Annotated in this window: 33 protein-coding genes; all 33 read right to left on the reverse strand. The window is 68.6% G+C overall.

Features of this window, described 5'->3' with window-relative positions; genetic code table 11:
- Positions 1-10: 10 nt before the first annotated feature.
- The 33 genes from ACIQ7M_RS06850 to ACIQ7M_RS07010 all read right to left on the reverse strand — a co-directional run bounded on the left by ACIQ7M_RS06850 (position 11) and on the right by ACIQ7M_RS07010 (position 25,479).
- Positions 11-4,336, reverse strand: coding sequence for a phage tail tape measure protein (locus ACIQ7M_RS06850; RefSeq protein ID WP_403640557.1), 4,326 nt, complete (start codon positions 4,334-4,336; stop codon positions 11-13).
- A 19-nt stretch (positions 4,337-4,355) separates the two neighbouring features.
- Positions 4,356-4,739, reverse strand: a complete 384-nt coding sequence (locus ACIQ7M_RS06855; protein ID WP_403640560.1) for a hypothetical protein — start codon at positions 4,737-4,739, stop codon at positions 4,356-4,358.
- A 47-nt stretch (positions 4,740-4,786) separates the two neighbouring features.
- Positions 4,787-5,137 carry a hypothetical protein gene (locus ACIQ7M_RS06860; protein WP_403640563.1) on the reverse strand — a complete coding sequence of 117 codons (351 nt, stop codon included), beginning with the start codon at positions 5,135-5,137 and terminating at the stop codon, positions 4,787-4,789.
- Positions 5,134-5,478 (reverse strand): hypothetical protein, encoded by a 345-nt coding sequence (locus ACIQ7M_RS06865; protein ID WP_403640565.1) that lies wholly within the window; start codon positions 5,476-5,478, stop codon positions 5,134-5,136. The genes ACIQ7M_RS06860 and ACIQ7M_RS06865 overlap by 4 nt, the downstream gene beginning before the upstream one ends.
- A gap of 82 nt (positions 5,479-5,560) precedes the next feature.
- Entirely contained in the window at positions 5,561-6,328 is a 768-nt protein-coding gene (locus tag ACIQ7M_RS06870; RefSeq protein ID WP_403640568.1) for an Ig-like domain-containing protein, read from the reverse strand.
- A gap of 52 nt (positions 6,329-6,380) precedes the next feature.
- Positions 6,381-6,815: a hypothetical protein gene (locus ACIQ7M_RS06875; RefSeq protein ID WP_403640571.1), complete on the reverse strand. Its 435-nt coding sequence runs from the start codon at positions 6,813-6,815 to the stop codon at positions 6,381-6,383.
- Complete coding sequence (locus tag ACIQ7M_RS06880) at positions 6,803-7,084, reverse strand: hypothetical protein (protein WP_403640574.1); 282 nt, start codon at positions 7,082-7,084, stop codon at positions 6,803-6,805. Before ACIQ7M_RS06880 ends, ACIQ7M_RS06875 begins: the two co-directional genes overlap by 13 nt.
- A gap of 12 nt (positions 7,085-7,096) precedes the next feature.
- Positions 7,097-7,441 (reverse strand): hypothetical protein, encoded by a 345-nt coding sequence (locus ACIQ7M_RS06885; protein ID WP_403640577.1) that lies wholly within the window; start codon positions 7,439-7,441, stop codon positions 7,097-7,099.
- A 10-nt stretch (positions 7,442-7,451) separates the two neighbouring features.
- Positions 7,452-7,856, reverse strand: coding sequence for a hypothetical protein (locus ACIQ7M_RS06890; protein ID WP_403640580.1), 405 nt, complete (start codon positions 7,854-7,856; stop codon positions 7,452-7,454).
- A 3-nt stretch (positions 7,857-7,859) separates the two neighbouring features.
- Complete coding sequence (locus tag ACIQ7M_RS06895) at positions 7,860-8,174, reverse strand: hypothetical protein (protein ID WP_403640583.1); 315 nt, start codon at positions 8,172-8,174, stop codon at positions 7,860-7,862.
- The gene (locus ACIQ7M_RS06900) at positions 8,171-9,217 is read right to left on the reverse strand and encodes a major capsid protein (RefSeq protein WP_403640586.1); all 1,047 of its coding nucleotides are present in this window, start codon (positions 9,215-9,217) and stop codon (positions 8,171-8,173) included. The genes ACIQ7M_RS06895 and ACIQ7M_RS06900 overlap by 4 nt, the downstream gene beginning before the upstream one ends.
- Positions 9,218-9,233: 16 nt before the next feature.
- Positions 9,234-9,623, reverse strand: a complete 390-nt coding sequence (locus ACIQ7M_RS06905) for a head decoration protein (RefSeq protein WP_403640589.1) — start codon at positions 9,621-9,623, stop codon at positions 9,234-9,236.
- Between the two features lie 16 nt (positions 9,624-9,639).
- Positions 9,640-10,356, reverse strand: a complete 717-nt coding sequence (locus ACIQ7M_RS06910; RefSeq protein WP_403640592.1) for a hypothetical protein — start codon at positions 10,354-10,356, stop codon at positions 9,640-9,642.
- Between the two features lie 60 nt (positions 10,357-10,416).
- Positions 10,417-11,223 (reverse strand): hypothetical protein, encoded by an 807-nt coding sequence (locus ACIQ7M_RS06915; protein WP_403640596.1) that lies wholly within the window; start codon positions 11,221-11,223, stop codon positions 10,417-10,419.
- Complete coding sequence (locus ACIQ7M_RS06920; protein WP_403640598.1) at positions 11,220-12,635, reverse strand: phage portal protein; 1,416 nt, start codon at positions 12,633-12,635, stop codon at positions 11,220-11,222. The genes ACIQ7M_RS06915 and ACIQ7M_RS06920 overlap by 4 nt, the downstream gene beginning before the upstream one ends.
- A gap of 16 nt (positions 12,636-12,651) precedes the next feature.
- Complete coding sequence (locus tag ACIQ7M_RS06925; protein ID WP_403640601.1) at positions 12,652-14,313, reverse strand: terminase; 1,662 nt, start codon at positions 14,311-14,313, stop codon at positions 12,652-12,654.
- Positions 14,313-14,807, reverse strand: a complete 495-nt coding sequence (locus ACIQ7M_RS06930; RefSeq protein ID WP_403640604.1) for a hypothetical protein — start codon at positions 14,805-14,807, stop codon at positions 14,313-14,315. The genes ACIQ7M_RS06925 and ACIQ7M_RS06930 overlap by 1 nt, the downstream gene beginning before the upstream one ends.
- Entirely contained in the window at positions 14,807-15,505 is a 699-nt protein-coding gene (locus ACIQ7M_RS06935; protein ID WP_403640607.1) for a hypothetical protein, read from the reverse strand. The genes ACIQ7M_RS06930 and ACIQ7M_RS06935 overlap by 1 nt, the downstream gene beginning before the upstream one ends.
- 53 nt (positions 15,506-15,558) lie before the next feature.
- A complete protein-coding gene (locus ACIQ7M_RS06940) occupies positions 15,559-16,143 on the reverse strand; it encodes a DNA primase (RefSeq protein WP_403640610.1) in 585 nt (194 codons plus the stop codon).
- A 306-nt stretch (positions 16,144-16,449) separates the two neighbouring features.
- Positions 16,450-16,758: an HNH endonuclease gene (locus ACIQ7M_RS06945; protein ID WP_403640613.1), complete on the reverse strand. Its 309-nt coding sequence runs from the start codon at positions 16,756-16,758 to the stop codon at positions 16,450-16,452.
- The gene (locus tag ACIQ7M_RS06950; RefSeq protein WP_403640616.1) at positions 16,755-17,012 is read right to left on the reverse strand and encodes a hypothetical protein; all 258 of its coding nucleotides are present in this window, start codon (positions 17,010-17,012) and stop codon (positions 16,755-16,757) included. Before ACIQ7M_RS06950 ends, ACIQ7M_RS06945 begins: the two co-directional genes overlap by 4 nt.
- Before the next feature lie 70 nt (positions 17,013-17,082).
- Positions 17,083-17,463, reverse strand: coding sequence for a hypothetical protein (locus tag ACIQ7M_RS06955; RefSeq protein ID WP_403640619.1), 381 nt, complete (start codon positions 17,461-17,463; stop codon positions 17,083-17,085).
- An 82-nt stretch (positions 17,464-17,545) separates the two neighbouring features.
- Positions 17,546-17,833: a hypothetical protein gene (locus ACIQ7M_RS06960; RefSeq protein ID WP_403640622.1), complete on the reverse strand. Its 288-nt coding sequence runs from the start codon at positions 17,831-17,833 to the stop codon at positions 17,546-17,548.
- Positions 17,827-19,209 (reverse strand): hypothetical protein, encoded by a 1,383-nt coding sequence (locus ACIQ7M_RS06965; RefSeq protein ID WP_403640625.1) that lies wholly within the window; start codon positions 19,207-19,209, stop codon positions 17,827-17,829. The genes ACIQ7M_RS06960 and ACIQ7M_RS06965 overlap by 7 nt, the downstream gene beginning before the upstream one ends.
- A gap of 20 nt (positions 19,210-19,229) precedes the next feature.
- A complete protein-coding gene (locus tag ACIQ7M_RS06970) occupies positions 19,230-19,637 on the reverse strand; it encodes a hypothetical protein (protein WP_403640628.1) in 408 nt (135 codons plus the stop codon).
- 192 nt (positions 19,638-19,829) lie between these two features.
- The gene (locus ACIQ7M_RS06975) at positions 19,830-20,288 is read right to left on the reverse strand and encodes a helix-turn-helix domain-containing protein (RefSeq protein WP_403640631.1); all 459 of its coding nucleotides are present in this window, start codon (positions 20,286-20,288) and stop codon (positions 19,830-19,832) included.
- 83 nt (positions 20,289-20,371) lie between these two features.
- On the reverse strand, positions 20,372-20,599 hold the full coding sequence (locus tag ACIQ7M_RS06980; RefSeq protein WP_403640634.1) for a helix-turn-helix domain-containing protein: 228 nt from the start codon (positions 20,597-20,599) through the stop codon (positions 20,372-20,374).
- Positions 20,600-20,702: 103 nt separating this feature from the next.
- Positions 20,703-21,335: a GIY-YIG nuclease family protein gene (locus ACIQ7M_RS06985; protein ID WP_403640637.1), complete on the reverse strand. Its 633-nt coding sequence runs from the start codon at positions 21,333-21,335 to the stop codon at positions 20,703-20,705.
- 127 nt (positions 21,336-21,462) lie between these two features.
- Positions 21,463-21,795 carry a hypothetical protein gene (locus tag ACIQ7M_RS06990; protein WP_403640640.1) on the reverse strand — a complete coding sequence of 111 codons (333 nt, stop codon included), beginning with the start codon at positions 21,793-21,795 and terminating at the stop codon, positions 21,463-21,465.
- A gap of 112 nt (positions 21,796-21,907) precedes the next feature.
- Positions 21,908-22,420 (reverse strand): hypothetical protein, encoded by a 513-nt coding sequence (locus ACIQ7M_RS06995; RefSeq protein WP_403640643.1) that lies wholly within the window; start codon positions 22,418-22,420, stop codon positions 21,908-21,910.
- Positions 22,421-22,508: 88 nt separating this feature from the next.
- Positions 22,509-22,898, reverse strand: a complete 390-nt coding sequence (locus tag ACIQ7M_RS07000) for a hypothetical protein (RefSeq protein WP_403640645.1) — start codon at positions 22,896-22,898, stop codon at positions 22,509-22,511.
- A gap of 20 nt (positions 22,899-22,918) precedes the next feature.
- Positions 22,919-23,104, reverse strand: coding sequence for a hypothetical protein (locus tag ACIQ7M_RS07005; RefSeq protein ID WP_403640648.1), 186 nt, complete (start codon positions 23,102-23,104; stop codon positions 22,919-22,921).
- Positions 23,105-23,313: 209 nt separating this feature from the next.
- Complete coding sequence (locus tag ACIQ7M_RS07010) at positions 23,314-25,479, reverse strand: hypothetical protein (protein ID WP_403640651.1); 2,166 nt, start codon at positions 25,477-25,479, stop codon at positions 23,314-23,316.
- Positions 25,480-25,529: the final 50 nt, after the last annotated feature.

A 25,529-nucleotide genomic window follows, 5' to 3' on the forward strand; every position in this document is an offset into this window, starting at 1 on the left:
AATGACCTCCTCAGCTGGCGTTCAGTACCTGGATCAGTTCGCCGTGCGCGTTGCGTACCTCGGCGCGGGCGATGTCCGTGATCTTCTCGTTGCCGACGTACACGGCAACACTCATGCCGGCGAAGCCTTGCGGGCGGGCGCGGGCTGTCGGCTGGGGTATTGCCGCTGCGGAGACCCGGGACGCTGCGGCAGCGACCTGGGATGCGGCGGAGTCCAGTCCGATGGCGAATCCCTCGCCCGTGTACGCGCCGAGTGGCTGTGTCACCCGCGAGGGCGAGTGAATCTTGAGCTTCTTCTTGATCGTGTTGACCAGTCCGGAGCCCAGCCGGTTCATCGCCGCCTGGAGCTGCTTGTCCTGCGACTGCAGGCCGGCCAGGAACCCCTTCGACGCATTCGCGCCCGCGTCGTACATGGCGTCTGCCATCGTCCGGCCGTAGCTGGTCGACAGAGTGGCGCCCGACTTGGCCAGCGCGTTCAGCTGCTTGATCGAACCCGATCCGCCCTGCGCGATGAGTCCGGCGAGCTGACTGTCCGGGCCCATGGCGACAAGCTGCTGAATCATGGACTGGGACAATCCCCGCTGAGACAGCGTCTTGATCGTGGCCTGGAACGACTTCAAGCCCGACTGGCGTTGAGTCAGCCCGGCAATGACGTCCTTCACCGAGGCCGAGTCGGACACGTTCGACAGGCTCAGGTAGTCGGAGGCGGTTCCCTTCTGGTCAGTCGCCGCTTGCCTGGCTGAGGCAAGGCGGGAGGCGGTGGAGTCCCGCTGCTTGGCCAGGGTCTGCAGTTTCGAGGACGCCTTCTTGCTGGAGTCCGCCAGCCCCTTCGCTGAACCTCCCGCCGCTTTCAGGTCCTTGGTGAGCTCGTCGAACGCCTTCTTGATGTCCGACGCGCTCCCGGTCAACGCCTTGTGAGCCGACGTCAGATCGCCCGGTACTTGCTTGCGGGCTGCCGCACGGGATTTGGCGCTGCTGGTGCCCTTCGCGAACCCGCGCAGCGTGCCCAGGCCCGAGGCCATGCCCATCGACGTCGCCGAATCCCACACCGTGGCCCCGCCCGGCCCGAGCCGCATCAGCTCGGGGCCGTTCTCGCCGACCCAGAAGATCTCGCCCGCACGCGGGCTACCGCCGTTCGCGTAGCCCTTGGGCGACTTCGAGGCGTTGGCCTGCTGGACCTTCGTGATGCTGCCGTACCGGGAGACGATGTAGCGGATTGCCGCAGCGACGTTCGCGACCGGGTCCAGGATGCCGCGGCCCTTGAGCGACGACGGGACGTAGGCGTTGAACGTGCCGGGGATCGTCTGCGCCAGCCCCTGCGACGGCGTGCCCGCCTTCGCGTTGGAGTCCGTCCTGTTGATGGCCTTGGAGTTCCAGCCGGACTCGCGCGTGATCAGGGTGTTGAGGCCAGAGAGCCACTGAGCAAGTGTGCCAGGTGGCGGCACGCCTGCGGCCGACAGGGCACGCTTGATGATCGCGGCGTGCTGCCCGGACGGAATCTTCCCGCCGCCGAAGCTGTCGCTGGCTCCCTTCTTGTCGGCCTTGTCGGCGTACCCGAACAGGGCGTCCACGGCGTGACGGGGGATCTCCGCGATCATCTTCCCGAAGCCTGTGTCCAGGCCCGGGATCAGCTTCAGCAGCGGCTCGACGACGTGGTTCACGCCCGCCCGGGCGGACGCGGCCAGCGTGTCCTTGAGCCACGCGGCGCCGGCCTTGGCCTTGTCCCAGGCGGCCGATCCCCAGCCGGCCACTTTGGACGCGCCGGAGCCGATCCAGCCGAAGATGCCGCCATCCTTGTACGCGGGTAGTCCCCCGCCCATGGCGCTTCGGATGGCACCGATGCCGCCGCGCCGGGCGAGCCCGTTCATGGCGCTGACGTAGCCGGGGCCCATAGCGCGGGTCCACTCCGGGCGCATGATGGCCTCACCGCCGGACAGCGCCGCCAAGTGAACGTCGCGGCCGGGCGTGTAGCCAGGCATGATGCCGCCTGCGGCGAACTTGAACGCAGGGAGTTCCGGGGCGCCGAAGGCCGAAGCCACCTTGTTCCAGACGGGGCGAATTCCCTTGCCGTACACCGTGTTCACGATGAAGGCGACGGGCTTTCGAGCGATGCCGGAGACCTTGTCCCAGGCGATCTTGATGGCGTCCTTCGCTGTACCGAACGCCTTGGCGACCTGGCCGATCGCTGTCTTCAGTGTGCTGAGGACGGGCTTGATCCCCGAGTTGTAGACAGTGGAGATCACCGACTGGATGCCGTGCAGCGCCGGAGAGACGGCTCCGGTCCACAGCAGCTTGGCCGCCCCACCCACGGCCTTCAGGCCGGAGATGAAGAACCCGAAGATCACCTTCGCCCCGGACCAGAGCACGCCCAGTCCAGCAACGATCAGATGGATCGCGGGCGAGATCGCGTTCGTCCACAGCCAGGTCGCTCCCCGGCCGACAGCACGCAGCCCGGCCATGATGTACCCGAAGGCCACCTGCACGCCGGACCAGAGCGACATCGCGCCGGCCGCGATCGCCGAGAACGCGGGCTTGATCGCGTGCGTCCACAGCCAGGGGAAGATGTAGGACAGGGCGATCACGCCGAGCGTGATCGGCAGGAACACCGTGAGCGCCAGGGCGACGGCCAGCACCTTGCCGGCCACCATGATGAAGTTGAACGCCGCCTTGACCGCCGACCAGAGCCACGTGAATGCGGCGCCTACGGCCGACAGGCCGGCCATCAGGGCGGCGAACATGGGCTTGAGGACCGAGGTCCAGACGAACATGGCCGCGGTCTGGATGCCCGCCCAGGCCGCCTGCACGATCGACCGGAAGGTCTCGCTGCGCTGGTAGGCCACGTAGAAGGCCGCCGCCAGGGCGAGGATCGCCGTGATCACTAGGATCACGGGGTTCGCTTCCATGACCGCGTTGAACGCGGCCTGTGCGATCGTCGCGACGCGCTGGACGGCAGTCCAGGCGAGAATCGCCCCACGGTAGATGGAGAACACCGCCGTAGTCGCCGCGGTGGCGATCTGCTGGGCGAGGATCGCGGCAGTGAAACCGACAACGGCGATGCCGATCGGGATCAGCCAAGTGCCCATGTCCTGCAGCCATTTGATGACTGCGGCGCCGCCCTCCCACAGCGCCTTCAGGGCAGGGATGAGCGTCGCCGCGACCACCGTCCCCGCGGTGCGGAGCGGGGGCAGCAGCGTGGCGTTGAAGCCGTGCGCGACCTGCGAGACGATCGGAAGGACTTTGCCGCCCAGGAACTCGACGAATCCCTGCTGCAAGGTGCGGGTGAAGACCTGGATCTCGTGGCTGGGGCCGGAGCGGATCGTGTCGCCGACCTTCTGTGCCGCTCCCCCGACCTGCCCTAGCCCCTGAGCCGCCTTGGACGGGTCCAGTGCGAACAGGGCTTTGCCGAGGTCTTCGGCCTGGGTTCCGAACAGGGCGACGGCAGTCTGCGACTGCTTCACCGGGTCTTTGATGTTCCGGAGCCTGTCCAGCGTCGTGTCCAGGGCAGCCGACGCGCTCTGCCCGCCCTTGCCGAACTTGGCGGCCATGCTCTCCGCGTTGAGGCCGAGCGTTTTGAATCCGGCAGACGTCGACTTGGAGCCGTCGATCGCCCGGATCGAGAATTCCTTGATGGAGTCGGCGACCAGGTCGCCGTCGCGGGCACCTGCCTTCAACCCCTGGTTGATCAGGCCGATCGAGGTGGCGCCGTCGAGTCCGGCCTTGCGGAACTGGGTGCCGTACTCGTTGACGGTGTCGAGGAGGTCCCCCGCCTTGTCGGCGCCGGACTGGAACCCCTTCGTGATGAGGTCGAACGCCTCCGTCGAGTTCTTCGCCAGTCCGGTCCGCATCATCTGGGCGATCGCGCTGGTGACGCCGCCCAGGTCCTGGTCGAAGACATTCGCCACGTCGGAGGCCTTGGTGGCCAGCGACTGCAGCTGTTTCGTGGTCGCGCCGGGAGGGGCGAGACCGGACTGCATCACGGACTTGATGGCGTCGGCTGCCGACTCGAAGGAGTCGGTGACGCCGGAGCTGTACAGCTTGCCGGCGAGCTTGCCCTGCTGCGCGGCGACCTTGTTCGACGTTCCCAGCTGGGCCTGCAGCCTGGAGGTCACGTTGGCCTGGTCGACCGCGTCGGTGAGGCCCTTGACGAGCAGGGCGCCTGCGGCAACACCGGCTGCGGCAGCTCCGACCTTCAGCTTGTCCAGCAGGCCGCTGCCTGCCGCCTGCCCGGCCTGACCGCCCGCGTCACCGGCAGGTCCCACGAGCTGGCGGCGGATCTCGTCAGAGATGCCGCGGACGCTGGGAATGACCTGCAGAGTTGCGTATCCGACAGAGGGCACCGAACACCCCCTGTCGGGTCTACGTGATGTTGCCTGCCGCCATGGCCTGCCTGCGGTCCGCGGCGCGCTTCAGTGCCCGTTGGCGGGCCTCTTGCCGCTGCGGGCTGGTCTTGTCCTGCGCATTGCGTTTCCCACCCGCACCGGGTCGGGGGAACGGCTTGGGGCGGGGGGACTGCTTACCCTTGGCGGCGCCCTCGTTGGCGCGCTGCCAGTTCGCCGCCCGGGTCTCGTCGATGAGGATCGCCGTCAAGTGCTCCTGTAGACCCCAGATGCTGTCCTCGTCGCCCATGACGATCCGGGTGCGGGCGTGCGGGGGGAGCTGGCGGATGTAGCCGCCCAGCTCGCGCCACGTCAGGAGTGGGCGGCCTGTGGCGTCACGGGCGAACAGGTCGGAGAGCCGCACTCCGTAGTGCTCCTGCAGGTCGGCTTGGACGGCCTCGCCGTGCTCCCTCAGGAGTCGGACGAGGCCTCCGATTCCCCCTGACCCACGCCGCAGTGCTTCTGGTAGGCCTTGAAGAGAGCTTCGAGCTTGTATTGCGGAAGGCGGACCTTGCGGAACGCGTCCCAGTCCTTGTCGCCCAGCGCCGCCCGGAACACCCCGGTCATTGCCTTGACCTCGCCGCCCTCGGCGGCCTCCATCAGTCCCCACACGTCGAGGTCCTGCAGGTGGGCGAACTCCCAGCGGCGCCCGTCCCAGTGAACGCGCCACGGGGTCAGGTCGACCTCCGCCTGGACGGCGTCGAGGTTGAAGTCGAACGGCTTGTCGTCGGGCGCCTTGCTGGTCGCGGTTCGGGTGGTCATCGCGGTTCCTCTTTCGGTTCGGACTTGATGATCTGGACGGCTTTGGCGAGCAAGGTCAGGCGGACTGCGCTAATGCCGTCGGGGTTGAGGCTGATCTCCATTGGCTGCTGAGCGACCAGCCAGGGGAACGGCTCCCCGTCGACGAGGATGGTGCCGCCCGGCTGGACGACCACCTCGCGCGCCAACTGGGGCTGCTTGGACGCCTGCTGGCCCGCCTGCTCGCCCATCAGGGCTGCGACAACCCGGCTACGCAGGTGGCGCGGCAGATCCTCGCCTTCGGTGATCAGGCCGAGCTGTGCCGCCTTCGCGGTGATCTCTTCATCCGTGCATTGGATGGCCATGTCGCGGTTCCCTTCGCGGGTCAGGAGATGCACCGGGGCGCGGCCGAACCGCGACGAACTGCCGCACCCCGGCGGTCAGGGGTTACGAGACGGTGACCGCGCAGGTGTCGGTCTGGCCCTGGTAGGACGCCGTCACCGTTGCCGATCCGGCGGCGACACCGGTCACGTAGCCGGACGCGACGGTGGCCTTGGAAGTGGCACTGGACGACCATGCCGCCGAAGCGGTCACATCCGCCGTGGAGGCGTCGTCGTAGGTGGCGGTCGCGGTGAGCGCGCCGATCTGCCCGACCGTCAGGCTCTTGGTCGCCGGAGAGACGTCCAGGGACGCCAGGATCGGGGTGGTCTGCCGGTTGAACAGAACGCCGCCGCCGGTCGGGTAGATCGTGGCGACGAACGTCATCGACTCCAGGTCGGTCTCGTTCTCGCCGTGGTCCCCGTCCAGGCTGATCTCCGCGTAGTTCGCGGAGATCAGGCGGCGCACCTTGTCGCCCTCGCGGGTCTCGAAGGCGACGAGTACCTTCGCGGGCCGGGGAACGACGATCTGCGAGGCGGACGAGCCTGGCCACAGCAGGCCGTAGGTCGTCTCGTTGTCCTCCAGGGCTGTGAACCCCTTGGTCAGCTTGAAGTGGTTGCGCGAGGTGCGGACGAGGATGCCGCCCCACGCGAACTTGTCGTCGGTGTCCTCGTCGCGGGACTCGGGGAAGCCCTCGTCGCCGTCCAGGAGCCCGACCAGGTCCCAGTCCACGCCGAACGGCGTGTCGGCGTTGGCGGGCAGGGTCGCGGAGAGATTGGTGGAGACGTAGACGTCCGCGTCCGTCCACAGATTTGCCTTCAGCGGGTCGCCGGCCACGGCGTCCTCCTCATATCAGTTCAGGGGGTGGTGTCGCGGTTCGGCAGAGAGGTCACGCCGTGATGGGCTGCGGCTTGACGTTGGCGATCGAGGTGAAGGTGCACAGGTCGACACCGGAGTCGGGATCGGTTGCCGGCAGCGGCCCCGTGCCGGGACGGAAGCCGCGGATGACCGCACCCGAGTGCACGATCCACAGGCCCTGGCACAGCATTGCCAGATCGTGGGCCTGGTCGGCGTCCTGGTGCCACACCGTGCAGCGCAGCGTGCAGCGGGAGTTGGCCATCGAGGAGTGGGGGCTGTCGGAGTCCTTGCGGACCAGGACGAACGGCAGCCGGTCGTCCTCCGGCGAGCGGATCACAGGCACGCGCGTTCCCACCGTGGCACCCGTCGCGAACGGCTCCGGTCGCCCGGACAGCGCCGTTCGCAGAACCTCCGCGCCCGCCGACTGGACATCCCCGAACACGATCAGCGGCTTCACCGCTGCCACGCCTTCACTTCGAGGCCGGCGGACGCTGCGGCCCGGGTGAGGATGCCGTCGCGGGCCTGCCAGCCCATGGCGCGGACATCCTCGACCACGACCGACGCCGAAGCCCGGTCGGTGGTGTAGCTGTACACCTGGATCGACGTCCCCGGGACGAGCGAGCCGACGCTGGCGGCGATTACGCCCGCGTACTGGTCGATGACCTCGCGAACGTCCTGGCTTTTGAGAATCTCCCGCACTCCGGCACGGTCGAGCCGGAAACTGACCTGTGGCATCGGCGCCTCCTCCTATCCGGTGGCCCGTCGCATCACGAACTCGATGTGATGCGTCGAGCCGTCACCGAACTCCAGATAGCGGCCCACCTCGCCGATGACGTCCAGCGTCATCCCGCCCCACTCGATGCGGTCTCCCGACAGGATGTCCGCATCGACGCCGGGGGCCGAGATGACCTGCCAGCCGGTGACGACCGCCGACCTGGTGTCGTCGGTCTGTTCGGTCTGCGTGGCGGGCTGCACGCTGACACTGCTCACAGAAAGGCGAAGCACCTGGTCGGGTGACCAGTCGGGGACGCTGTTGCCGCCCCGGTCCAGCTTCGTTCCCGCCCTGACACGGACGATGGTCTGATGGAACATGGGCCGCCCTTCACCAGGGACGCATCGGCCACGGGCCGCAGTCCGCAACCCACACCGGCCCCTCGTCGCGCAGCCCCACCGAGTAGGCGGCGTCACCGCTGCTGGCGTCACTGTTGGCGGTGAGGGCTTCCAGTTCGGCGTCGGTGAGGTACATGCCGCCGGTCTCACCGAGGGTTTCCGAGTACGCGCCAACCGTGCGCTGCCGGTAGCCGCCCGGGTTGGCCATGGTGCGGCGGGCGACCGCCACGCTGACCGCTCTGGCCACATCGCCATCCGGCACCGTTCCGGCCGGAATGCTGGTGCGGATCAGGGCGGCAATGTCCTCCAGCAGTGCCTTGACCTGGCTCAGCTGGGGTTCTGTCAGCGTGACGGCGGCGCGGGCCTCGTAGTCGGCGACCGTCGCGTAGGCCGCCATCGATCAGCCCTCCGCGGCGAGAACGCCGGCCTGTTCGCAGGCGGCGATGATGTCGTCCCGGGTCATGCCCGAGTCGACACCGACACCCTTGGCCTCGGCGAAGGACCTCCAGGCCTCGGCGCCGGAGCCCTTCCCGGACCGGGCCGGCTCTGCCACGTCGCCGTCCGATCCGGTCTGGTCCGACGTGCCGCCGGATGCCAGCAGGTTCCGGTCGTCCAGGCGGGCCCAGGAGGGGACCTCGTCGCCCGGCTGCAGCCACTTCCGCTGCGTGCCGTCCTTGCTGCTGACGTAGGCGTGTACGGCGGATCGGGCCGTCACGCGATCGTCCCGATGTCGGCGGCGAACGACATGTCGGGGTTGGCGAGGATCGGCAGCGAGACGGCCGCCGCCTTCGTCCACACCGCGACCGGGTCCTTCGTCGAGTAGGCGCCCGCCACGATCCCGGGCTCCTCACCGTCCTCCATACCAAACTCCGGCTCCAGGCTCTCGGCGGTGGTGCCCCACAGCGTGGCGCCCATCTCCGAGGATCCGGGATCGTTCGGGTCTCCGGCCGCAGGCAGGAGCAGCACCTTGTCCCGCGGGATGACGTACTGGCTGGCCCCAGAAACGCGGACCTGCGCGTCGTACACCTCGAACGGGGGCAGACCGTGCGCCTGGAAGATGCCCTGCAGCGTCGCCTGCGGCACCACGTTCGGGGTACCGACGACGGTGGCGGCCAGGGCCCGGATCTCCGCGTTGCGGATCAGCAGGCCCAGCGCGGCCGAGGACATCAGCACGACGCCAGGGGCCACGCCGTTGGACGCCCGGTAGGTCTCGCTCCAGGCGATCAGGTCCGTGAGCGGCACCGCGTTGGCGATGTCCGTCCAGGCCACGGCCGCGTTGACGGTGTGACCGGCAGAGCGGCCGAAGTCGACGGACGCGATGACGCCGTTCTCGGCGAGGTCGATCTTGCCCTTGTACAGGGCCTCGCCCCGGGCCATCTCGATCCGGGCCGCGACCGCGCGCGCCATGCGCTCGGCGTCGGTCAGGATCTGGCTGCGAACCCGGTTGTTCAGACGGCGCTGGCGCAGCCGGTCGTACTCGCCGAGCCGGATCTTCCGCGAGACCGGCGGCAGTTCACCGGTCACCCTGGTGATACCGGGCCGCGAGCCGATCGGGGACTCGGTGTCGTAGCTGCGGAACGTGGCCGCCTCGGTCAGGCCCTCGGCTCCGCCGCGGTCGAACCGGTACTGCAGGTCGTCGATGGTGCTGTTCGGCAGCCACGCGGCGAGCCGGAACCGGTTCTGCTGCATGTCCGCCAGGGCTGCGCGGACGTAGCCGGTCAGTTCGGCCGGGGCGACGTAGTCGGTGTTGATCAGCATGATGGGTCACCCCTTCCTAGAAGAACTTGATGTAGCCGGCGACGTCGGTCTTGCCGGCCGAGTCGACGGCGATCGGGAGCTTGGCGGCGAGGACGGCACCGTTCCAGAACAGGGCGCCCTGCGGGTCGATGGTGTTCACCGAGGGGGCATCGATGGCCGTGAAGAGCAGGCCGGCGAGAACCTCGGTGCCGTCGGATGCGGAGTTGTTGTACGGCCCGTACTTGCCGGTGGCGGTGATGACGCCGAGCGGCAGGCCGGAGGGGAAGTAGCCGTTGGGGTAGTGGGTTCCGCTGGTGAACGCGGACGTGTCGAGCGTGATGCTGCGTGCCGTGTCAGTTCCCTGCGCGGACGCCAGCCATGACTGGTCGTCCTGCCCGAACGACTCGGTTACAGGATTGAGGTTCATATCCCGTCCTTGGGAGTCAGATGGTGGTGGTCTTCTTGCGCGACGCGTACAGATCGCGGCCTGCCGAGACCGTGGTGGCCTTGTCTCCGCCGCCGGTTCCGCGCGGCCCCTGGTCGAAGCCGCGGCCGGTCTTCTTCGGTCCCGGATCGGGCTCCGCATCGGCCTTCGCCTGCGGCTTGGCCGGGGCGAGGCGGTCGACGAGCTCTCCGAGGCCCTTCTCGTCGATGTCGCCGTCCTCGCCCACGTACTTGGAGAGGTTCAGGTCGTCGGCGACAGAGGCGGCGTTGGCCAGGCGGCCGGCTGCCGCGGCGAGGAAGCCCTGGCGGGCGAGCTTGCCGGCCAGGCGGACGCGCTCTTCGGCGCGAGCCTTCGCGGATGCCTCCTCGACAGCCCGTTCCTGGTCGGACATGGACTGCCGCTTGAGGTCGTCGCGTTCCTTGGCCGCGGTGGCGTTGTCCTTCGCGCGGGCCTCGTGCTTGCGGCTGAGGGCCTTGTACTTCTCGGCCTCGGCCTTCCAGTCGGTCGTGTCCTCCTGGGCGGCCGTGTCCTTGTCCGCCGCGGTGTCGCCCGTGTCGGGCTTGGCGCTGTCGGCTGCCGTGCTGGCGCCCCCGGCGGCATCTCCGTCTCCGCCGTCCGCGTACAGGAACGGGGAGAACGGGGCATGCCCGTAGGGGTGGGCCCAGGCAGTCGCGGAATGGATCGCCGGAAGAGGTGCGAAGGTGCGTGCGCGCATGAGTAGTGCTCCCGTGTCGGGGTGATGTGTGAAAGGGCGCAGCCGTGTCGGCTCCGCTGGTCACCGGCCCGGAATGTCCGACGGTCCGGTGAAGTTGTCGCGGCGCAGGGCCATGAGCGGCCCGAGTTCGCCGTGCTGGCGGTCGATGATGATGTCCCGGTAGTCGGGCAGCCGGCCGCCGCGGTCTGTCTGTCCGGTGCCTTTGGCGACCGCCTCGTGCGCGGCCTCCAGCAGATCCGGTTCGATGACCTGCCCGGGGTCCTGCCCGGCAGGAAGGGGGCGGGTGCCGCAGTCGCAGCCCGGGTGGATGGGCATCAGCTTCTCTTTGCGGTACCGCTGCGTCGACGCGATCACGCACATCGCGCAGTTGTAGGAGCCGCGCAGGACCCGCCGGTAGAACTGCACCCGGCTGTCTCCGCCCAGGACTTGGCGTGTCGCCTCGGTCCTGACCAGCTGCAGGTCGGTGCCGGTGACGGACACCAGTCTGCTCTCGCCCTGCCGTACCGCCTCGGTCAGCGACTTGCCCTGCGACAGGGACGTCCAGACCGTGACGAAAGGGCGGCGGTAGACCTCTTCCGGCGGCACGCCCCGGATACTCTGCGGGATCTGCACCCCGCGAGCAGCAGCCGTTCCGCCGAACATGTCACCGACCATGCCCGACAGGTAGGCGTCCGTCAGCGCGCCCATCTGCTGCTGCGCTCCGAGCACAATGGGCAGAACCTGCTCGACGAAAGCGTCCGCATCCGCGCCCCGGTACGCGCCCCGGCTGCCGAACGCCTGCAGCACCACCTCGATGAGGCGCTGCCGTAGGGCGACAGACACCGACGTGTAGCGGGCATCCAGTGCCGCCTGGGTTGCTTCGCTCACAGCCCGGTCCGGTCAGGTGCAGCCGCGGCCGGTGCCGTGCCGGCTGCCGGCGTGAGGCCGGTGCTGGCGAGCAGCGCCGCCCCGGCCGCCTCGGAGGTGATGCGGCGCACCCGCTGCGGGGACTCGCCCATGTCCTCGGCGAGGATCGCGAGCGGATATCCGATCGAAGACTTCTTCGTCGCCGCGTCCGCGATGACGCTTGGGTTGAGGCGCCGCGGGTCGGCCCACCGGACCTCGGACTGCGAGTAGTCCCGGTCGATCCCCGCCTGCGCAGCACACAGAGAGAGGACGTCCTCCCATGATTCGCCGAACGTCGCCTGGTGCTCTCCCACCTTGGCCAGGTGGTTGACGTCCAGGGCGTTCACCGTGTCCGCACTGATGTTCACCAGGTCGGAGGCGAAGTAGTAGGCCGGGGTATGGCTGAGTACGAGCATGTCCCGCACATCCGACTCGTGCTCCTTGAGGAAACCCGAAAGATCGGTGGCGTCCAGCTGGCCGAAGCGGGCGTTCTCGCCTTCCGACGCCCAGATCGCCGACGGCGACGGAACGAACGGCTGCTCCACCACCTCAAGGCCCGTTGCCGGATCGGTGCGCTTACGGAACTTGTGCCCGGTGATGAACTTCTGCCGGAACGCCGAGTAGCGGGCCGCTGTCATCCGGTTCAGAACGCCCAGATTGATGCGGTCCTGGATGTCCAGCACGCCCGCGAACTCGGGCTGCGGATCCTCCATCAGATCCGGCCGGCACTCGAAGGGCACCACCGGGACAGCGCCCAGGTCATGCTCCTCGAACTCCCCGTCCGGCTCCCAAGACTCACGCCCCCACGGCAGCACCCCGCCCGCCCGGCGCGGCGTGACGTAGCGCTGCAGCCCGTCCGGAAGGTAGACCGTGGCCCGGCCGACCCGCTCGGTGTCGTCCCACCACGCCTTCAGCGCGGCAGCCCGCTCCCCGGTCGCCGGATCGTGCTCGACAATCACCTGCCGCGGATGCTCCGCCGTGATCAGAGGGGAAGGCGCACCACCGTCCGGCTCCACTCGAACCGGATGCGGGCCCACGATCACATAGCCCTGCGCCTGCGCCATCACCGTGCGGTACAGCTGCTTCTGCCGGGAATCCAGCCGGTTCGCCTGCCACCACCGCAAAGCGTCATCGTCCGCCCGGCCGTCCGCGTCCGTGACACCCAGCACCTGCAACCGGTGCACCGGAGCGTCCGCCACCGGCCGGCAGAAGTTCGTCCGGGACTTTCGCTGGAAATCCGCGAACGCCGCGGCTGCGTTCTTCGGGAGCGACGGCAGCGGGTGGTGGCCGCGGTAGTAGTCCCACCAGCGGTCAAGCTCCTTGCGCCGGTCCCGCTTGCGCCGTCCCAGGCGCAGCAGCCACCAGTCCGGCGTCCGAGGGGTGTCGTCCAGCACGGCATCACCCCGTCTCTCAGAATGTGAAGCCGGCCATCGGCTCTTCCTCTTCAGCCAGCCCCTTGGCGACCGCATCGAGGCGGGCCTGCCAGGCCAGCACGCTCGCCACCGCTGCGTCGATCTTTCGGGCGGAGTCCGGATGCTCCTTCATGATCTGGATGCCGGAACGTCCCTTGCGGCGGCGGGCATTGAGAACGTGCCGGGCCAGTGCGCTCGCCCCGTCGTGCGACAGCTCCTTGTCGAGCACCGCGGAGTGGAATTTCTCCAGCGCGCGGACGATCAGATTCGATCGGCCACCCGTCATCCACCATTCGATCGGATGATCACGGGTCGCCTTCACCGCCAGGCCGGCACCCCACCGGGCCTCCCAGTCGGCGACGTGCCCCTCCCACTTCGCCGGGTCGGCATACATGCCGACCACCCGGTAGCGAGAGAACGCCTCGTCGACCGTGGCCAACACTTCCAGGACCGGCACCCGCCAGCCCTCTCCCGCCGGGCCCTCCGGCTGCTCCCAGCAGCCCAGCAGGAACACGTGACCGTCCGAGACGCGGCAGCCCACCAGAGCCGTGGCGTCCGTGACGCCACGGGCCCTGGCTCGGGAGCCGTCGAATCCGAGGACGACCGTGTCGCCGTCCGCGACCACCCGGGCCGCGTCCGCACACCCCGCCCATTCCGGCTGCGACAGCCACGAGTCGGTCGCGTGGGTGATCTGGTTCAGGAAGTCCGACCGCATCACCTGCGGATCGTTCGACGTATCCCAGAAGTCCCCCACCAGCCGGTCGATCGGCGACCAGCCGGGCGGGCACGGCGGCGTGTGCAGCAGGCACCCGTCCTCGTGGTCCGAGCTGTCGCCGTAGGCGTACCGCAGTCCGGCCACCAGCGACTCACGCTCGGTCGGATCAGTCTCCGGCGGCGCTTCACGGTGATCCCACAGCAGGCCGTCCTCGCGCGTGCGGCCCTCAGAGATGGCCTTGGCGAAAGCGGCGGTGTCCTCCGCTACCGACCCCATGCCGGGGATGTAGGCGTTCGGGGACTCCAGCGTCGTGCCGTTGATCTTCGCGGCGTTCGAGCGCATGACCTGCGCCAGACGCTTCCCGCCGTTGCTGGCCGTCCACTCCTCGGTCTGGTCCAGCACTGCGAACACGGCCTTGTTTCCCTTGCGGGACGTGGCCGAGCTCGTCACCTGGTCGATCTTCCCTCGCGGCAGGTTGACGAAAGTGTCCAGCGGCTCCAGGCCCGGATACTCGTCGATCACCGGACCGAGGCGGAGCATCTCCAGCAGCGGGTCCCAGGTGTTCTTCGTCTGGTCCTCGCTGACCGCGGCCACCTGCACCAGCGGAGTGCGGATCTCCGACCACGGCATGCCGACCGGCTCACCGTTCGCATCCCAGCCTGCCGGGACCACCGGCCCCAGCGCCTCCGCGCACGCCAGCGCCGCCAGCAGCGGCGACTTGCCCCAGCCGCGCGGGCGAGACAGTACGCCGCGACGGATCCGCCGCTTTCCCGTACCGGGGTGCAGCTCGTAGAAGCGGAGGATGAACTCACCCTGCTCGCGGGTAGGGACGAACGGCTCATAGTCCGGGCGGTCCGGCGCGGCGAGCATCTCCAGGATCCAGTCCAGGACCGCGTAGCCCAGCGTCGGCAGCTCATTCTCGAACTGCGGACCGCGCCACGGCATCAGGAATCCCCGGACGCCTTCTTGTCCTCAGGTGTCGGCAGGGCGTGCAGCGTGCCATATCGTGCCCGCGCGCTCGACCCGGGCTCGGGCCTCTTCGCGTCCGCCTCGTCAGCCGCAGCGAACTGCATGCGAAGCCTGGCCCTGTCCTCCATCGTGGCCCCGAACTTCGCGACCCGCAGACGGAGTTCCGGCGCCGCCGACAGATCTCCGGCCCACACCTTCGCGTGGATCAGCGCTGTGTCCAGGAGGAACTCCCAGTCCGTGGACGAGAAGTGCTCAGCCTGCGGTGAAGCCACCCAGGTCGCCCACCACTCGCGGGTGCGCTCCGGCCAGACGAACTCGACGATGCCGTCCTCGCCACCGGAATCGATCCGGAAGTCCGGCAGCTCCGGCGCCTCAGCCTGCTCGAACCGCAGAATCGTCTGCGCCACCGGGTCCTTGTTCGCCCGCGCCCTGCGCTTCGGGTCCTTCGGCGGGGGACCAACGCCAGCCATCAGCCCTCCCCCTTCTGTGACCGAACAGCCTCACACGGTTGCGCATCCCTGCTGGCCGCCCAAGCAATCCGGTCGGCACCGCACAGGTAGCACCGGAGTTGACCGCCGAGCCCCGTCCTGTTGAACCTGTGGCCAGCCGCCGTGTCGATCCGCACGGTCTCGCAGGTTCGGACGTCGCCGTTGAGCCACGCCGTCTTGTCAAGCCTGCAGACCGAGCAGACGACAGGGTCGTTGGCGCCGGGGCCGCCGAACCGGTGGCCTCCCTCATCGGCCGCGCCCCGCACCGTCCTGGCGGCCCGGACGATCTCGTCCCAGTCACGCAGCCGGTCAAGGCCGAGCGCCTCTGTCATCTGGTCCATGAGGTGCAAGTCGCGCTCGCGCTGCGCCGCGGCGAACTCCTTCAACTTGCCCTCGGCCTGCCGCACCTGCCACTCGGTCTCGCCGTCGCCGTCGGCGCGCATCTCAATCGCCTCGGGCAGCAGCAGCTCGTTCGCCGGGATCGCGACCGTCTCGGGCGTGACCACTACGCCGCGCGCGCCGATCTGTGCGCCGAGCATGGTCCATCGGTCGCTGTAGACGGCGGTGTGATCCATGCCGAGGATGACGCGCTCGGGCTCGCACTCGTCGACGACGAGGGCGAACGGTGGCCGGGTGTCGTCCGGACCGTCGGGCAGTTCGAGAATCTGCAAGCGTGCCATGTGCTGTACCTCCCGTGTCGGGTACGCCGCAGCGCACCCGTGTCGGGCAGCAGCTACAGCAAGGTGTCGATCAAAACGGAAAGGTCACCCAGGCGCCGAGGCGTGTCGCCCCACGTGTCCCCAGTGACCGCGATGTAACGGCCATCCGCGTACAACTCCACCGAGCCGCCCTCCACGGACAGCCGGCGGCCCCGCTCCAGACGGCCAAAGCCCCAGACGTGCAGGCCGTCCCCCGACACCGAGCGCTCAATCCAGCAGCCCGGCGCCAAATCCACAATCCGGCGCGCCCACGGCGCCAGCTCCCCGCCAACCAGGCAGTGGTCCAGGTCGACGCAGGCGACGCCATCCCCGTTCAGGACGAAGCCGAGACCGGCGCCCGCCCTGCTCGCTACGGCGTCACGATGCCGAGACCACGTCATCGGGTCGGTGCTGCTCGCAGCCCCACCGCCGACAGTGACCGGCACCTTCGACCCAGTACGGCGGATCCACCGCGGCCGGCTCGTCAGCTCTGCCGGGGTGATGCGACGGGCCCGGTGAGCAGCAACCCGGCAACGCGTCGAGCAGAAGCGGGCGTTGTGCGCATGCCGCGCACCGAGGTGCTGCCTGCACCGCCCGTTCTCGCATCGCCGAGTGTTCATACCCCCATCATAGAGGGCGATGTAACGGCAATCTATGCTCTGACCTGCACTGATACCAAACAGCGACCATAGGCCGGAGAGCTCAGACGGCCGTCAGAGCGGCGTCGGCGCCAGTCATCGATTCACCCCAGGCCGCCCCGCCCGGAGCCTCACGGGCCAGCCCAGGCGGCATGCCGGCCCCGGATCGGCCAGACCCGTAGCCAGCCTCAGCCGCAGCACCTCCCCGGGCTCCCAGGGGGTGGGGGGGAGGGAGGGATGGCCAGGGATTCAAGATCAAAAGATCTGGGCGGTTCAGAAGTTCCCTGATCAGATCAATCCGGGATGCTGCTCGCCCGGCCGGGCTTCCGTGCTCTTCGCCCGGTTCGGCGACTGGTTTCCCTGCGCGCTGCTCTTGCGGCCATGGCACCACTCGCACAGCGCCTGCAGCATTTCGGGCCGATGGTCGCCCTTGTCGCCGACGTGGTCAACCTGGTTCGCGGGACGCCCGCAGAGAGCTCCGTTGATCCGGTTCCGGCAGCGGTACTCGTCGCGCGCGAGGACGAACGGGCGCACTCGCGTGTACCAGTCGGCCGGCAGCTCAGACCGCCTGTTGCTGCCGACCCATCCGCCGCTCATGCGTCGTCGCCCTCGTCGTCTCGACGGTCGTCGAACGGTTCGGCCCGTTCGGTAACGCTGTCGAGGCCGACGCCGTCGAGTGTGTGATCGGGATTGAACCCGAAGCGGGTTGTCGTATCGGCTGGCGTCGCGTTGTCGCGCAGTGCGTCGAGCATGCGCAGTGCCGCATGCTCGGCGTCGTCGAGTCGGCGTCTGCTGTAGCCCTTGGCTTTGATCTCTACTTGGTTTGTTCCGTCGGTGATACGGATGCGCATGGGCGCCTCCATCCGCCGGAGTGGGCCGCCCTGACCCGGGGGTGGGGTCGGTCAGGACGGGGCTGGCACGCTACTCGGCCTTGTCGACGCCTGTGGCCGCACCGTTGACCATGGTGGCGAGGATCCGTGCGGCGCCTTCCTTCTTGACCGGCACCGGGCAGAGCATGACCTGGCTGTCGTTCTCGATGGTGATGAAGAGCTGGTTCTGATCCTTCTTCATCAGCAGGGCGAAGGGGCCGGCCAGCAGCACGCGCGTTGCCGTGACTCGCTTGCCTGCGTCCTCGCCACGCTCGATGGTGACGCGTGCGCCGTCAAACGGGATCGGTTCTTGGTTGGGCGCCCGGAACTTGCCGCCCATGACGGTGAGTCCGGCCGATGCGGCAGCTGCTGTGATCTGCCGCTGCCGCTTCGCCGCGGCCTTTTCCTCGTCGCTCTTCTTGCTTCCGAACATGGCGGCTCCCTGTCGTCGCGGATCGGATCATCGTGTCCAACTTGGTTGCGACTGTCAGGGCTGTGACGATTTCGTTGCCTGGCTAGGAGATACCGAGCGTTCCCGCTCTGCGGACGATGTTCTCGCTGCCGGGCGGGTCGATGTTGATCCACACGTTGTAGTCGCCCGCGGCAAGTTCGAGGTCTCCGTCTGGCCCAATGAGGATTCGCGCGTTGCCGTCGTTCCAGTCCGCGGTGCGCCATTCGGTGTCGTCCGGGTTGTCGCGGTGCGCGACAACGGCGATCCTGACCGGTGCTCCGGTGAGGTCGACTCCGGTCGGGGCGGTAGCGGGGATGTGCAGGTATTCCGTGCTGGTGGACGGGATCAGCAAGGCGCTCCCACCTCCCAGTCGACGGCCTGGGGCGTCTGTACGGTCCAAGCGGGAGCGTGGGGCGGGCCTACGGACCATGGCGTGTACGGGACGCCGACGGTGACGTCGACGTCGTCGTGGGTGCCGAGCACGGTTCCGCTGGCTGTGAGCACAGCAGCGACGGTGAGCATGCCTGCGCTGGCGGTTGCCTTCGCCCCTGCAGCCGAGAGGGCCGCCGTGACAGCGAGATCGGATGCTGCGGTCGTCGAGCGCTGGCCGGCTGCGGTCAGACTGATGGCCGCACTCAGGTTGGCGTTGCCGAGTACGGGTGGCGTGCCCGTGACTCCGTCGGCTGTCAGCGCGGCGGTGACTGCCAGGGCTGCGTCGGCGCTGTGGGCGATCTGGCCTTGCGCGGTCAGGTCTGCGGTGGCGGCGAGGTCCGAGCTGGCGGTGGTGGACCGTTGGCCGTCGGCCGTAAGGGCTGCGGCAGCGGCGAGCGCTGCGTTCCCTGTTGTTGCCCGCTGGCCGTCTGCGGTCAGGGTCGCGGTTGCCGTGATCGTGGCGTCTCGTGCACCGGATACGACGCCGTCGGCGGTGAGTGCAGCCGATGCGGCGAGGCTGGCGGATCCGGCTGTGGTGCGGGTGCCATCGGCAGTGAGTCCGGCCGTCACGGCCAGGCTTGCGCTGCTGCTGGTGGCCCGTAGTCCGCCGGCGGTGAGACTGGCTGTGGCGGCCACCGCCGCATTGCCTGCCGCACCGCGGAGACCGGACGCAGACAGGGCGGCCGTCGCTGCCAGGGTGGAGGATCCCGCCGTCGCCCGCAGGCCAGTAGCGGACAGTGTGGCAGCGCCTGAGAGCGCCGCATCACCCGTGACACCGCTGGTGACGTCCGCCGCGCTGAAATCGTCGAAGCGGAGCGACGAAGTGGATTCCGCTCGGAGGCCGACGTTGAGGCCGGTGGTGACGGCGGTGTCGGTGACGGATACGCGGAGGGTGCCGTTGACGTAGCCCTTGATCGCCGACCCGACGACTTCGAGTTTCGCGACGTCACCCGCGACAGCTGCCGCGGCATAGCTTCCGATCGAGGTGAAGCTGCCGCCCACGACAGAGAAGACGTTCCAGGACGACCCGTCATTTCTGAAAAGGTAGCCCTGCGAAATGTTCGAGTTGCCTCTGGCCCAGATGCCGTGGCTGACGGCTGCGGTGGCGGCGATCGTGACCTGAACGCTGTGATCGTTGCTGGCCATGGCGCCCGCTGCGCGCAGGATGACGGTCCCGCCCGCGTTGCCCGATGAGAGCCGGTTGGAAATGATCGACCAGTCGCCGCTTACCTCGACCCACGACGCGCCGAGGCTCGTGTTGTCCGACCTGTTGAAGTCGTCGGTGAAGGTCGTCATGAGCCCTCCCCGTCAGGGCGTCACGCCGCTTGCGGAGTAAGGGCGGCCGTCAGCGTGGCGAGCGTGAAGGTGTCAGTCGACGCCCAGGCGCGCGACACCGTCAGTGCCACCGAACCCAGGAACGTCCCGGATGTTGACGCTGTCCAAACGGAGATGTGCGTCAGCGTCTCCGACGTGCCGCCGTTCGTCCACGCCGATGGCGGGGTGCCCAGCGACAGCGCCGACCCCGACGACGAGCTGGAGAAGATGAAGGAATTCCGCGTGGTGGAGCCGACGGACACGTTGCTGGTGCCAGCCGCGCCCGGGTCTCCGGTGTGCAGTTGCACGAAGGTGCCAGCGACCGCGCTGTAGGCGGCGCCGCCGTTGCCTGTGGTCCTGAGGGTGTTGAGCCAGCCGGAGACGAGGCTGGGTGCGAGTCCTGCGGTCACTGCTCAGCCTCCTCGGCCTCGGGCTGGGTGGTGTCGTCGGCGGTCGGGGCCGGGGTGACCTCGCCGGAGGCCTCCAGCCGCAGCACGTACTCGTCGGGCATGGATGCCTCCGCGGGTTGATCGGGGTCCCGCCGCCCGTCCAGGGGCGGCCGGGCGGCGGGGTCGGGGCCTGATGAGCGGCAGGTCCCGAGTTCAGGCGGCGCCGAGTTCGCGGCTGCGGCGGATCGGCGGCCGGGAGTACAGCGCGTACTCCAGTGCGGCCGTAGCGGGATCTGCGCACGGCTGGTCGAGTCGGCGACGTCCGTCCATCCAGTCCCATGCTTCGTTGGCGGCGACGGGGCCGACTCCGGTGATCTCCACTGCGTTAGCCGGATCGTCCGTGGGAGGAAGCAGAAGCGCAGAGGGTGACACGTCGAAGATCGAAGCGAGGGCAGTCAGGTCGTCGACCGTGACGTGTCGCCGCTCGGACTCCATCCGGGAGATTGCGGACGGCGGGATGACGCGGCCGTACTTGCGGAGTTCAGCCGACAGTCCGCGCGTAGTAAACCCGCGGGTTTTCCGGAGCCGGGCGATGTTCATAGCCACAGTCCCGCCAGTCGGGCCGAACTCCACAGCGCGACGTCCGTGCCTCTGCTCAGTCGATTCAGTCATTTCGTCTCCTGGATGTGCGGAAGCCCCGAGCCAGGAGACTCGGGGCTTCCTTCCCGCAGGGATCAACTGCGGGCGTTGATGGGTTACGCGGCCTTGGCGCCCTCGGGCAGCGCAGGCGCGCTTCCGGGCTCGATGAGTTCGCGTGTCCACTCGTCACGATGGGCTTTGTTGAGGTCGAACACGCTGTAGCGGGTGGCTTTGCCGTGTCCGTGCCGGCCGATCCGTCCTTCGGATGCCCAGCGCCAGATCGTTCCGACGGGGACTCCGGCGTAGTAGGCGGCGTCGGCGGCTGTTACGAGCCCTGGGGGCATCGTGCACCTCCCCCGGGAACGACAAAGGGCCATCGCGCGCGCGATGGCCCTGAAGACAGGTGTACTACATTGATCGCAGTTTCCTTCGGTCCTGGTCAGCTTGTCAAGGTGCGCCTGAGGGTTCTGTGTCTGCCGGGAACCAGTCCTGCCCGTCGGGGACCACGGAGGCGGTCCACTTCGGCGAGCCTGCCAGCTCGCGCAGTTGGACGATGTGCTGCTGAAGCAGCGGCCCGGGATGGAAGTATTCGCCCCCTGCCCGCAGTTCCTCGAACTGTCGGTGCAGTTGGCCTTCGCGTTCCAGGCCGCCCGGTTCGATCGCGAGAACCTCGTTGGGGCGGAGTGACGCGAACCGACCCGGCAGGTTGGTCGTCATGCCGATCTTGATCAGGTGTCCGCACCGGATGTAGTAGACCCAGCAGTCACGAGCCTGCGCCTCCGCGAGCCGGAGATCCCTTTCCTCGGCACTGACCCGTTCACGTTCATCAGCGTTGGCGACGTGCCAGCGCGTGAGCTTGGTTGCGATCTCGACCGCGCGGTCGTCTATCTCGACCCCGGCGAGCTCGAACCGGTGGAGGGTGATGAGGATCCCGCTTCGGTCGGGATCGTCCGAGGCCACCTTGTCCGCGTGGGGAATGCGGTCCCCGATGTTCGCCGAGTGCTTGGTGGAGTACGGATCTCGCTTGCTCGAACGGATTCTGCGAGGCTGCGCCATGTCGATCTCCTTGGGATCGGCCACGCCCCGGGAGTGTTCGCCGCACTCGCCGGGGTCTGGCATGACTTCAATTATCTCACTGTGCATGGCAGTTGACGTGCGAAAACCCCGCCTCAGCCGAAGCTGGAGCGGGGCCGCTGCACGCCAGCCCTCAGCCGAGGCTGCCGTTGATCGACCCGTCGTCGTAGTAGTCGAGCAGGTCTTGGTCGGACTGTGGCATGTCGTCGAAGGCGTGCTGCAGTGAGTAGGAGATGAGGAGCGCGTCGTAGTCGTCCGCTTTCACGTCTTCGCAGGCGTCGGGCCGGTTGGTCTTCGTCGACGTCGAGTTGAGCGCCTTCTTGCAGGCGGCGACGGTGTCTTGGTACGAGTCTCCGTTCATCCACACGACGGCGGTGACGATGAGGAGCACTGCGGCGATTCCGGCAACGATGATCCAGCCGGTGCGTCTGCTGGCCGGCTTCACGGTGGGCGGCGCTGTGGGCATTGGCGGCAGGTTGGTCATGGTCCCCCCAAGGACGGTACGGAGTCGGGATGCTATCGGCGGGTGCGCTGGTTACGGGCGGGTCTGCTCCAGGTTCACCGGATCTAGACGGGCCTCAGATGCCGCGGGCGTGGGCGAGTTCGGCAGCCCGGTCGAACTGGAGCAGGACGGGCAGGGCACTGGACTGTCCCGCATTCCATGACGGGATCGTCTCCGCCTGAGGGAAGGCCTGCAGGATGGATTCGAGGAGTAGCACGCAGGCATCGTCGGCGAGGCGCCGGTTACCCGGGGCTTCGAGGCGGATGGCACGGATCGGGCAGACGGCGCCCTGGTCGTCGAAGATCGCGTCGCGGCACCAGCCGTCGGTGATGATCCGCTGCCGGGCCCGGCCGAGGAGGTCGGCGATCGGGGTAGCGGCCGGGGCGGGCGCCAGGGTGGGGGTGAGCGGGAGCGGCGCCGTGAACTCGGGGACGTCGACGGCGATGTGGGCGCTGTTGACGTCGACGGCGAGGACCGCGGTACGGCAGCGGCCGTCCATCTCGGCGAGTGTGATCGCCAGGCGGGCTTCCAGGTCGAGTTCGGGCGCTGCGGTGGGCGAACTTGCGGGGGTGAGGGTGGGCGTGGTCATCTCCTGGTACCTGTCTGCGCGTTCACGCGTGGTGGGTGGATGGGGCGCCCCTGACTGCTGCCAGGCTGGGAGGGGCGCCCCGGCGTAGTTAGCGGCGGCGGGTGTTGGGGTGGCTGGCGTCGCGGATGCGCTTGCGCAGGCCGCGGAGTTCGGCGTCGTCCAGTTCGGCGGAGTAGTCGCGGCCGAGCGGGGCGCCGACCTGGGGTGAGGGGTCGGCGATGTTGCGCATGCCGCGGGGCGGCTGTTCGTGGATCTCGCCCTCCTGGGCGAGGAGGCCCTCGATCGAGAGGTGGCCGGTCATCAAGTTGCCGGTGACGGGGCTGCTCCACGTGAACTCGTGGGCGGCGTAGAGCCGCGAATCATCGTAAGGGGCGACGTGCGGGGAGATCTTGCGGACGGTGTAGACGACGTCACCCTTGCGGAGGCGGCGCTTCAGGTCGGCGATGTCGCGGCGGTTGTTCTTCCAGGTCCTGGGCATGGTCGGGATCCTTTCGGGGGTCAGTGGCCGAGGGCTTCGTAGCTGGCGACGTGGCCGGCGAGGGCGTTGCGGACGTTCTGGGCGCCGTAGGTGGCGATCAGGTGGGCGAGGCCGTTGTTGGCGATGTCGCGTCGACCGCGGGCGGCGTAGGGCTCGACGAGGGTCTGGTACTCGCTGATGATCTGGTCGTTCAGGTTCTGAGGCACAGGCGGGTTCCGATCCGGTTTATAGCGGTTTGTTCGGGTGGACATGGCACGTTTTGCCCTGGACTGCACCCCTCGTGAGGCTGGACGGCACCCGGACACCGTCCGGACGGTGTCCGGGTGCCGTCCACGCTGCCCAGGAGGACAGTCCGGGGCATATTGGGTGATGTCCGGGTGCCAGTCCGGGGCAAACGCCGCATATTGCTAGCCGTTCAGTTGCCTTCGAGGAGGGCCAGAGCCTCCGCGATGTCGGCCTTCTGGTAGCCGTTCACGCGCCCGCGGCCCTCGATGACGATCTTCACGACACCGCCCGCACCGGCCGCGCGCAGCGCCTTGCCGAGCTCGTCTCCTGTGATGCCGCCGATGATCTGCGCCATCTCCTCCAGCTGCGCCACGTCCCGGCCGAGCTGTTCCATGGCCGCCAGGGCCTCACCGCAGCAGGCGAGTTGATGCTTCTGCTCCGCCGTGTGGTTCAGCACGTTCCGGCCCGGGATGCCGTCACGCTTGGGGCCGCCTGCAGCGGAGGACAGACCAGTGGCGTTGAGGAGGTGCTTCTCGATCGGGTCGTCCCACTGCCCGGCCAGCCGGCCTGCGCCTTTGCGGATCTTCGCCGCCTTCTCCAGCAGCGTGGTGATCTCGCCGCGCTCGTCCTCGTCCAGGTCGAAGGATCGGGCCAGGTCGGTGACCCCGGCGAACGGGTTCACGAGCCAGCCGAAGCCGGGCCGCGGCGGATCGAACTTGCTCGCGTCGCGGCCTGCGCCCGCCTGACCGCCGCCGAGAATGGCGTTCGACTGCTGGCCGTTCTCGACGCGCATCGCCCAGCGAGCGCCACAGTTCAAAGCGAGCGCGCCGGGGATGACGTCCGCCTCCGGGTACTGGGTGATCAGGACGAGGAGGATGCCCGCGCCTGCGGCCACGGCGGACAGCTCGATCAGCGCCTCAAGGATCTCTTCGCGCAGCCGCTTGCCAGGCCGGGTGTAAGTGGCGAGCTCGTCAATGACGACAACCTCCAGGCCGCCGACCTGCTCGATGACGGGCCCGACCATCTTGCTCTTCCCGAGCTTCCCGAGGTCGGCTTCACGCCGGTCCTTGTCCGCCAGCAGGCCCTTGAGCAGGGCGAGGAGGCGTTCCGGGCTGGGCTTGAAGTAGGTGCTGGCGACCCCGGTCTTGGCGTAGGGATCCCACTCGCCGTTGTTCTTCCCGGCGACGATCCGCAGGTTGATCCGGGGATCGAAGGCCGCACCGACGACCAAGTTGGAGGCTCCAACACCCTTGCCGGAGCGGGTCATGCCTGCGATCAGGAACGACTGGTTGTTAATCGCGAGCCGGATGGCGATGCCCCGCTTGTTCCAGGCGACGGGCACTCCGTCTTTCCAGGCGTCGATCTGGCTCGGGTTCTTGATCAGCGGGGAGGGCCTGGTCGTTTCGAAGGCATCGGTGTCGGTGAGCCACAGCGAGGTGCGGACCTCGCTGCCGACCTTCTCGATGTCGACCATCGCGGCATCGCGGCCGAGCGCCCCTGCGAGTTCGGCGATCTTCTTCTTCAGGTTGGCGACCGTGGTGCGCGGCGGCAGGTCGAACACGACGGTCGTGTTGCCGTCCTTGTCGCGCTGCGGAACGGCCAGGATCTGGATCTGCTCGCCCTTCTTGACCTCGCCGATGTTGCGCAGCGCCTGGTCGAGCTCCTCGACGGTCAGCGCGGGCGGGGGTGGGGCGTTGAACTCACGCTGTCCAGGCTGGAGTTCCGGCTTGGTCATGTCGACGCGGGTGGCCAGCTGCTCCGGGATGAGCGGGGCAGGCGCAGGCTGGCCGGCGACGAAAGGGCGCGACACGAGGTACCAGCCGTAGCCCGCGGCGGTACCGAGGACGGCAAGGAGGATGGGCTGTCCGTTCGCGGCCTGCTCGATAGCAGCGCCGGTCGCGGGCAGCGTGGCGAGGCCGCCCGCTGCGAGGATCGCGGCCCGGCCTGCCTTCTTTCCGTGGCGGACGCTGTTCGCTTCCCGCTCGGTCGCCGGCGGAATGACTGTGTTCTGCAGGGCGGCGAGCTTGGACTCTTCGGCGGCGACGCGGCCACCGAGTGCGGCCAGGCCGCCGCCGCTGGCTCCGCTGACTTTGGCATGGGTGAACCGGCCGTAGGCTTCGGCGACGCTGCGCTGCTGCTGGGTGACCTTCTCGTCGTGCTTGGCCTGCTTGCGCCTGTCGGCCAGCTGGAAGGTCTCGGCGTCGTCGAGGTCGGCGGTGGCCAGCCAGTCCTTGATGCGGGCGCCGGCGTGGCTCCGCTGTACGGCGAAGGCGGCCTTCGCTCGATCGGTGCGGCTAGGCGGGGTGACGATGTCGGTGGGCTGCTGCTCGACGTCGGGCTGTACTTCGGTGGCCACTGCCGGGTTCCTTTCGCGGGTAGGGGCGGGGCCCGCGGCATGCGGGCCCC

The organism is Streptomyces sp. NPDC096324, from assembly GCF_044763015.1.
Classification (GTDB): domain Bacteria; phylum Actinomycetota; class Actinomycetes; order Streptomycetales; family Streptomycetaceae; genus Streptomyces.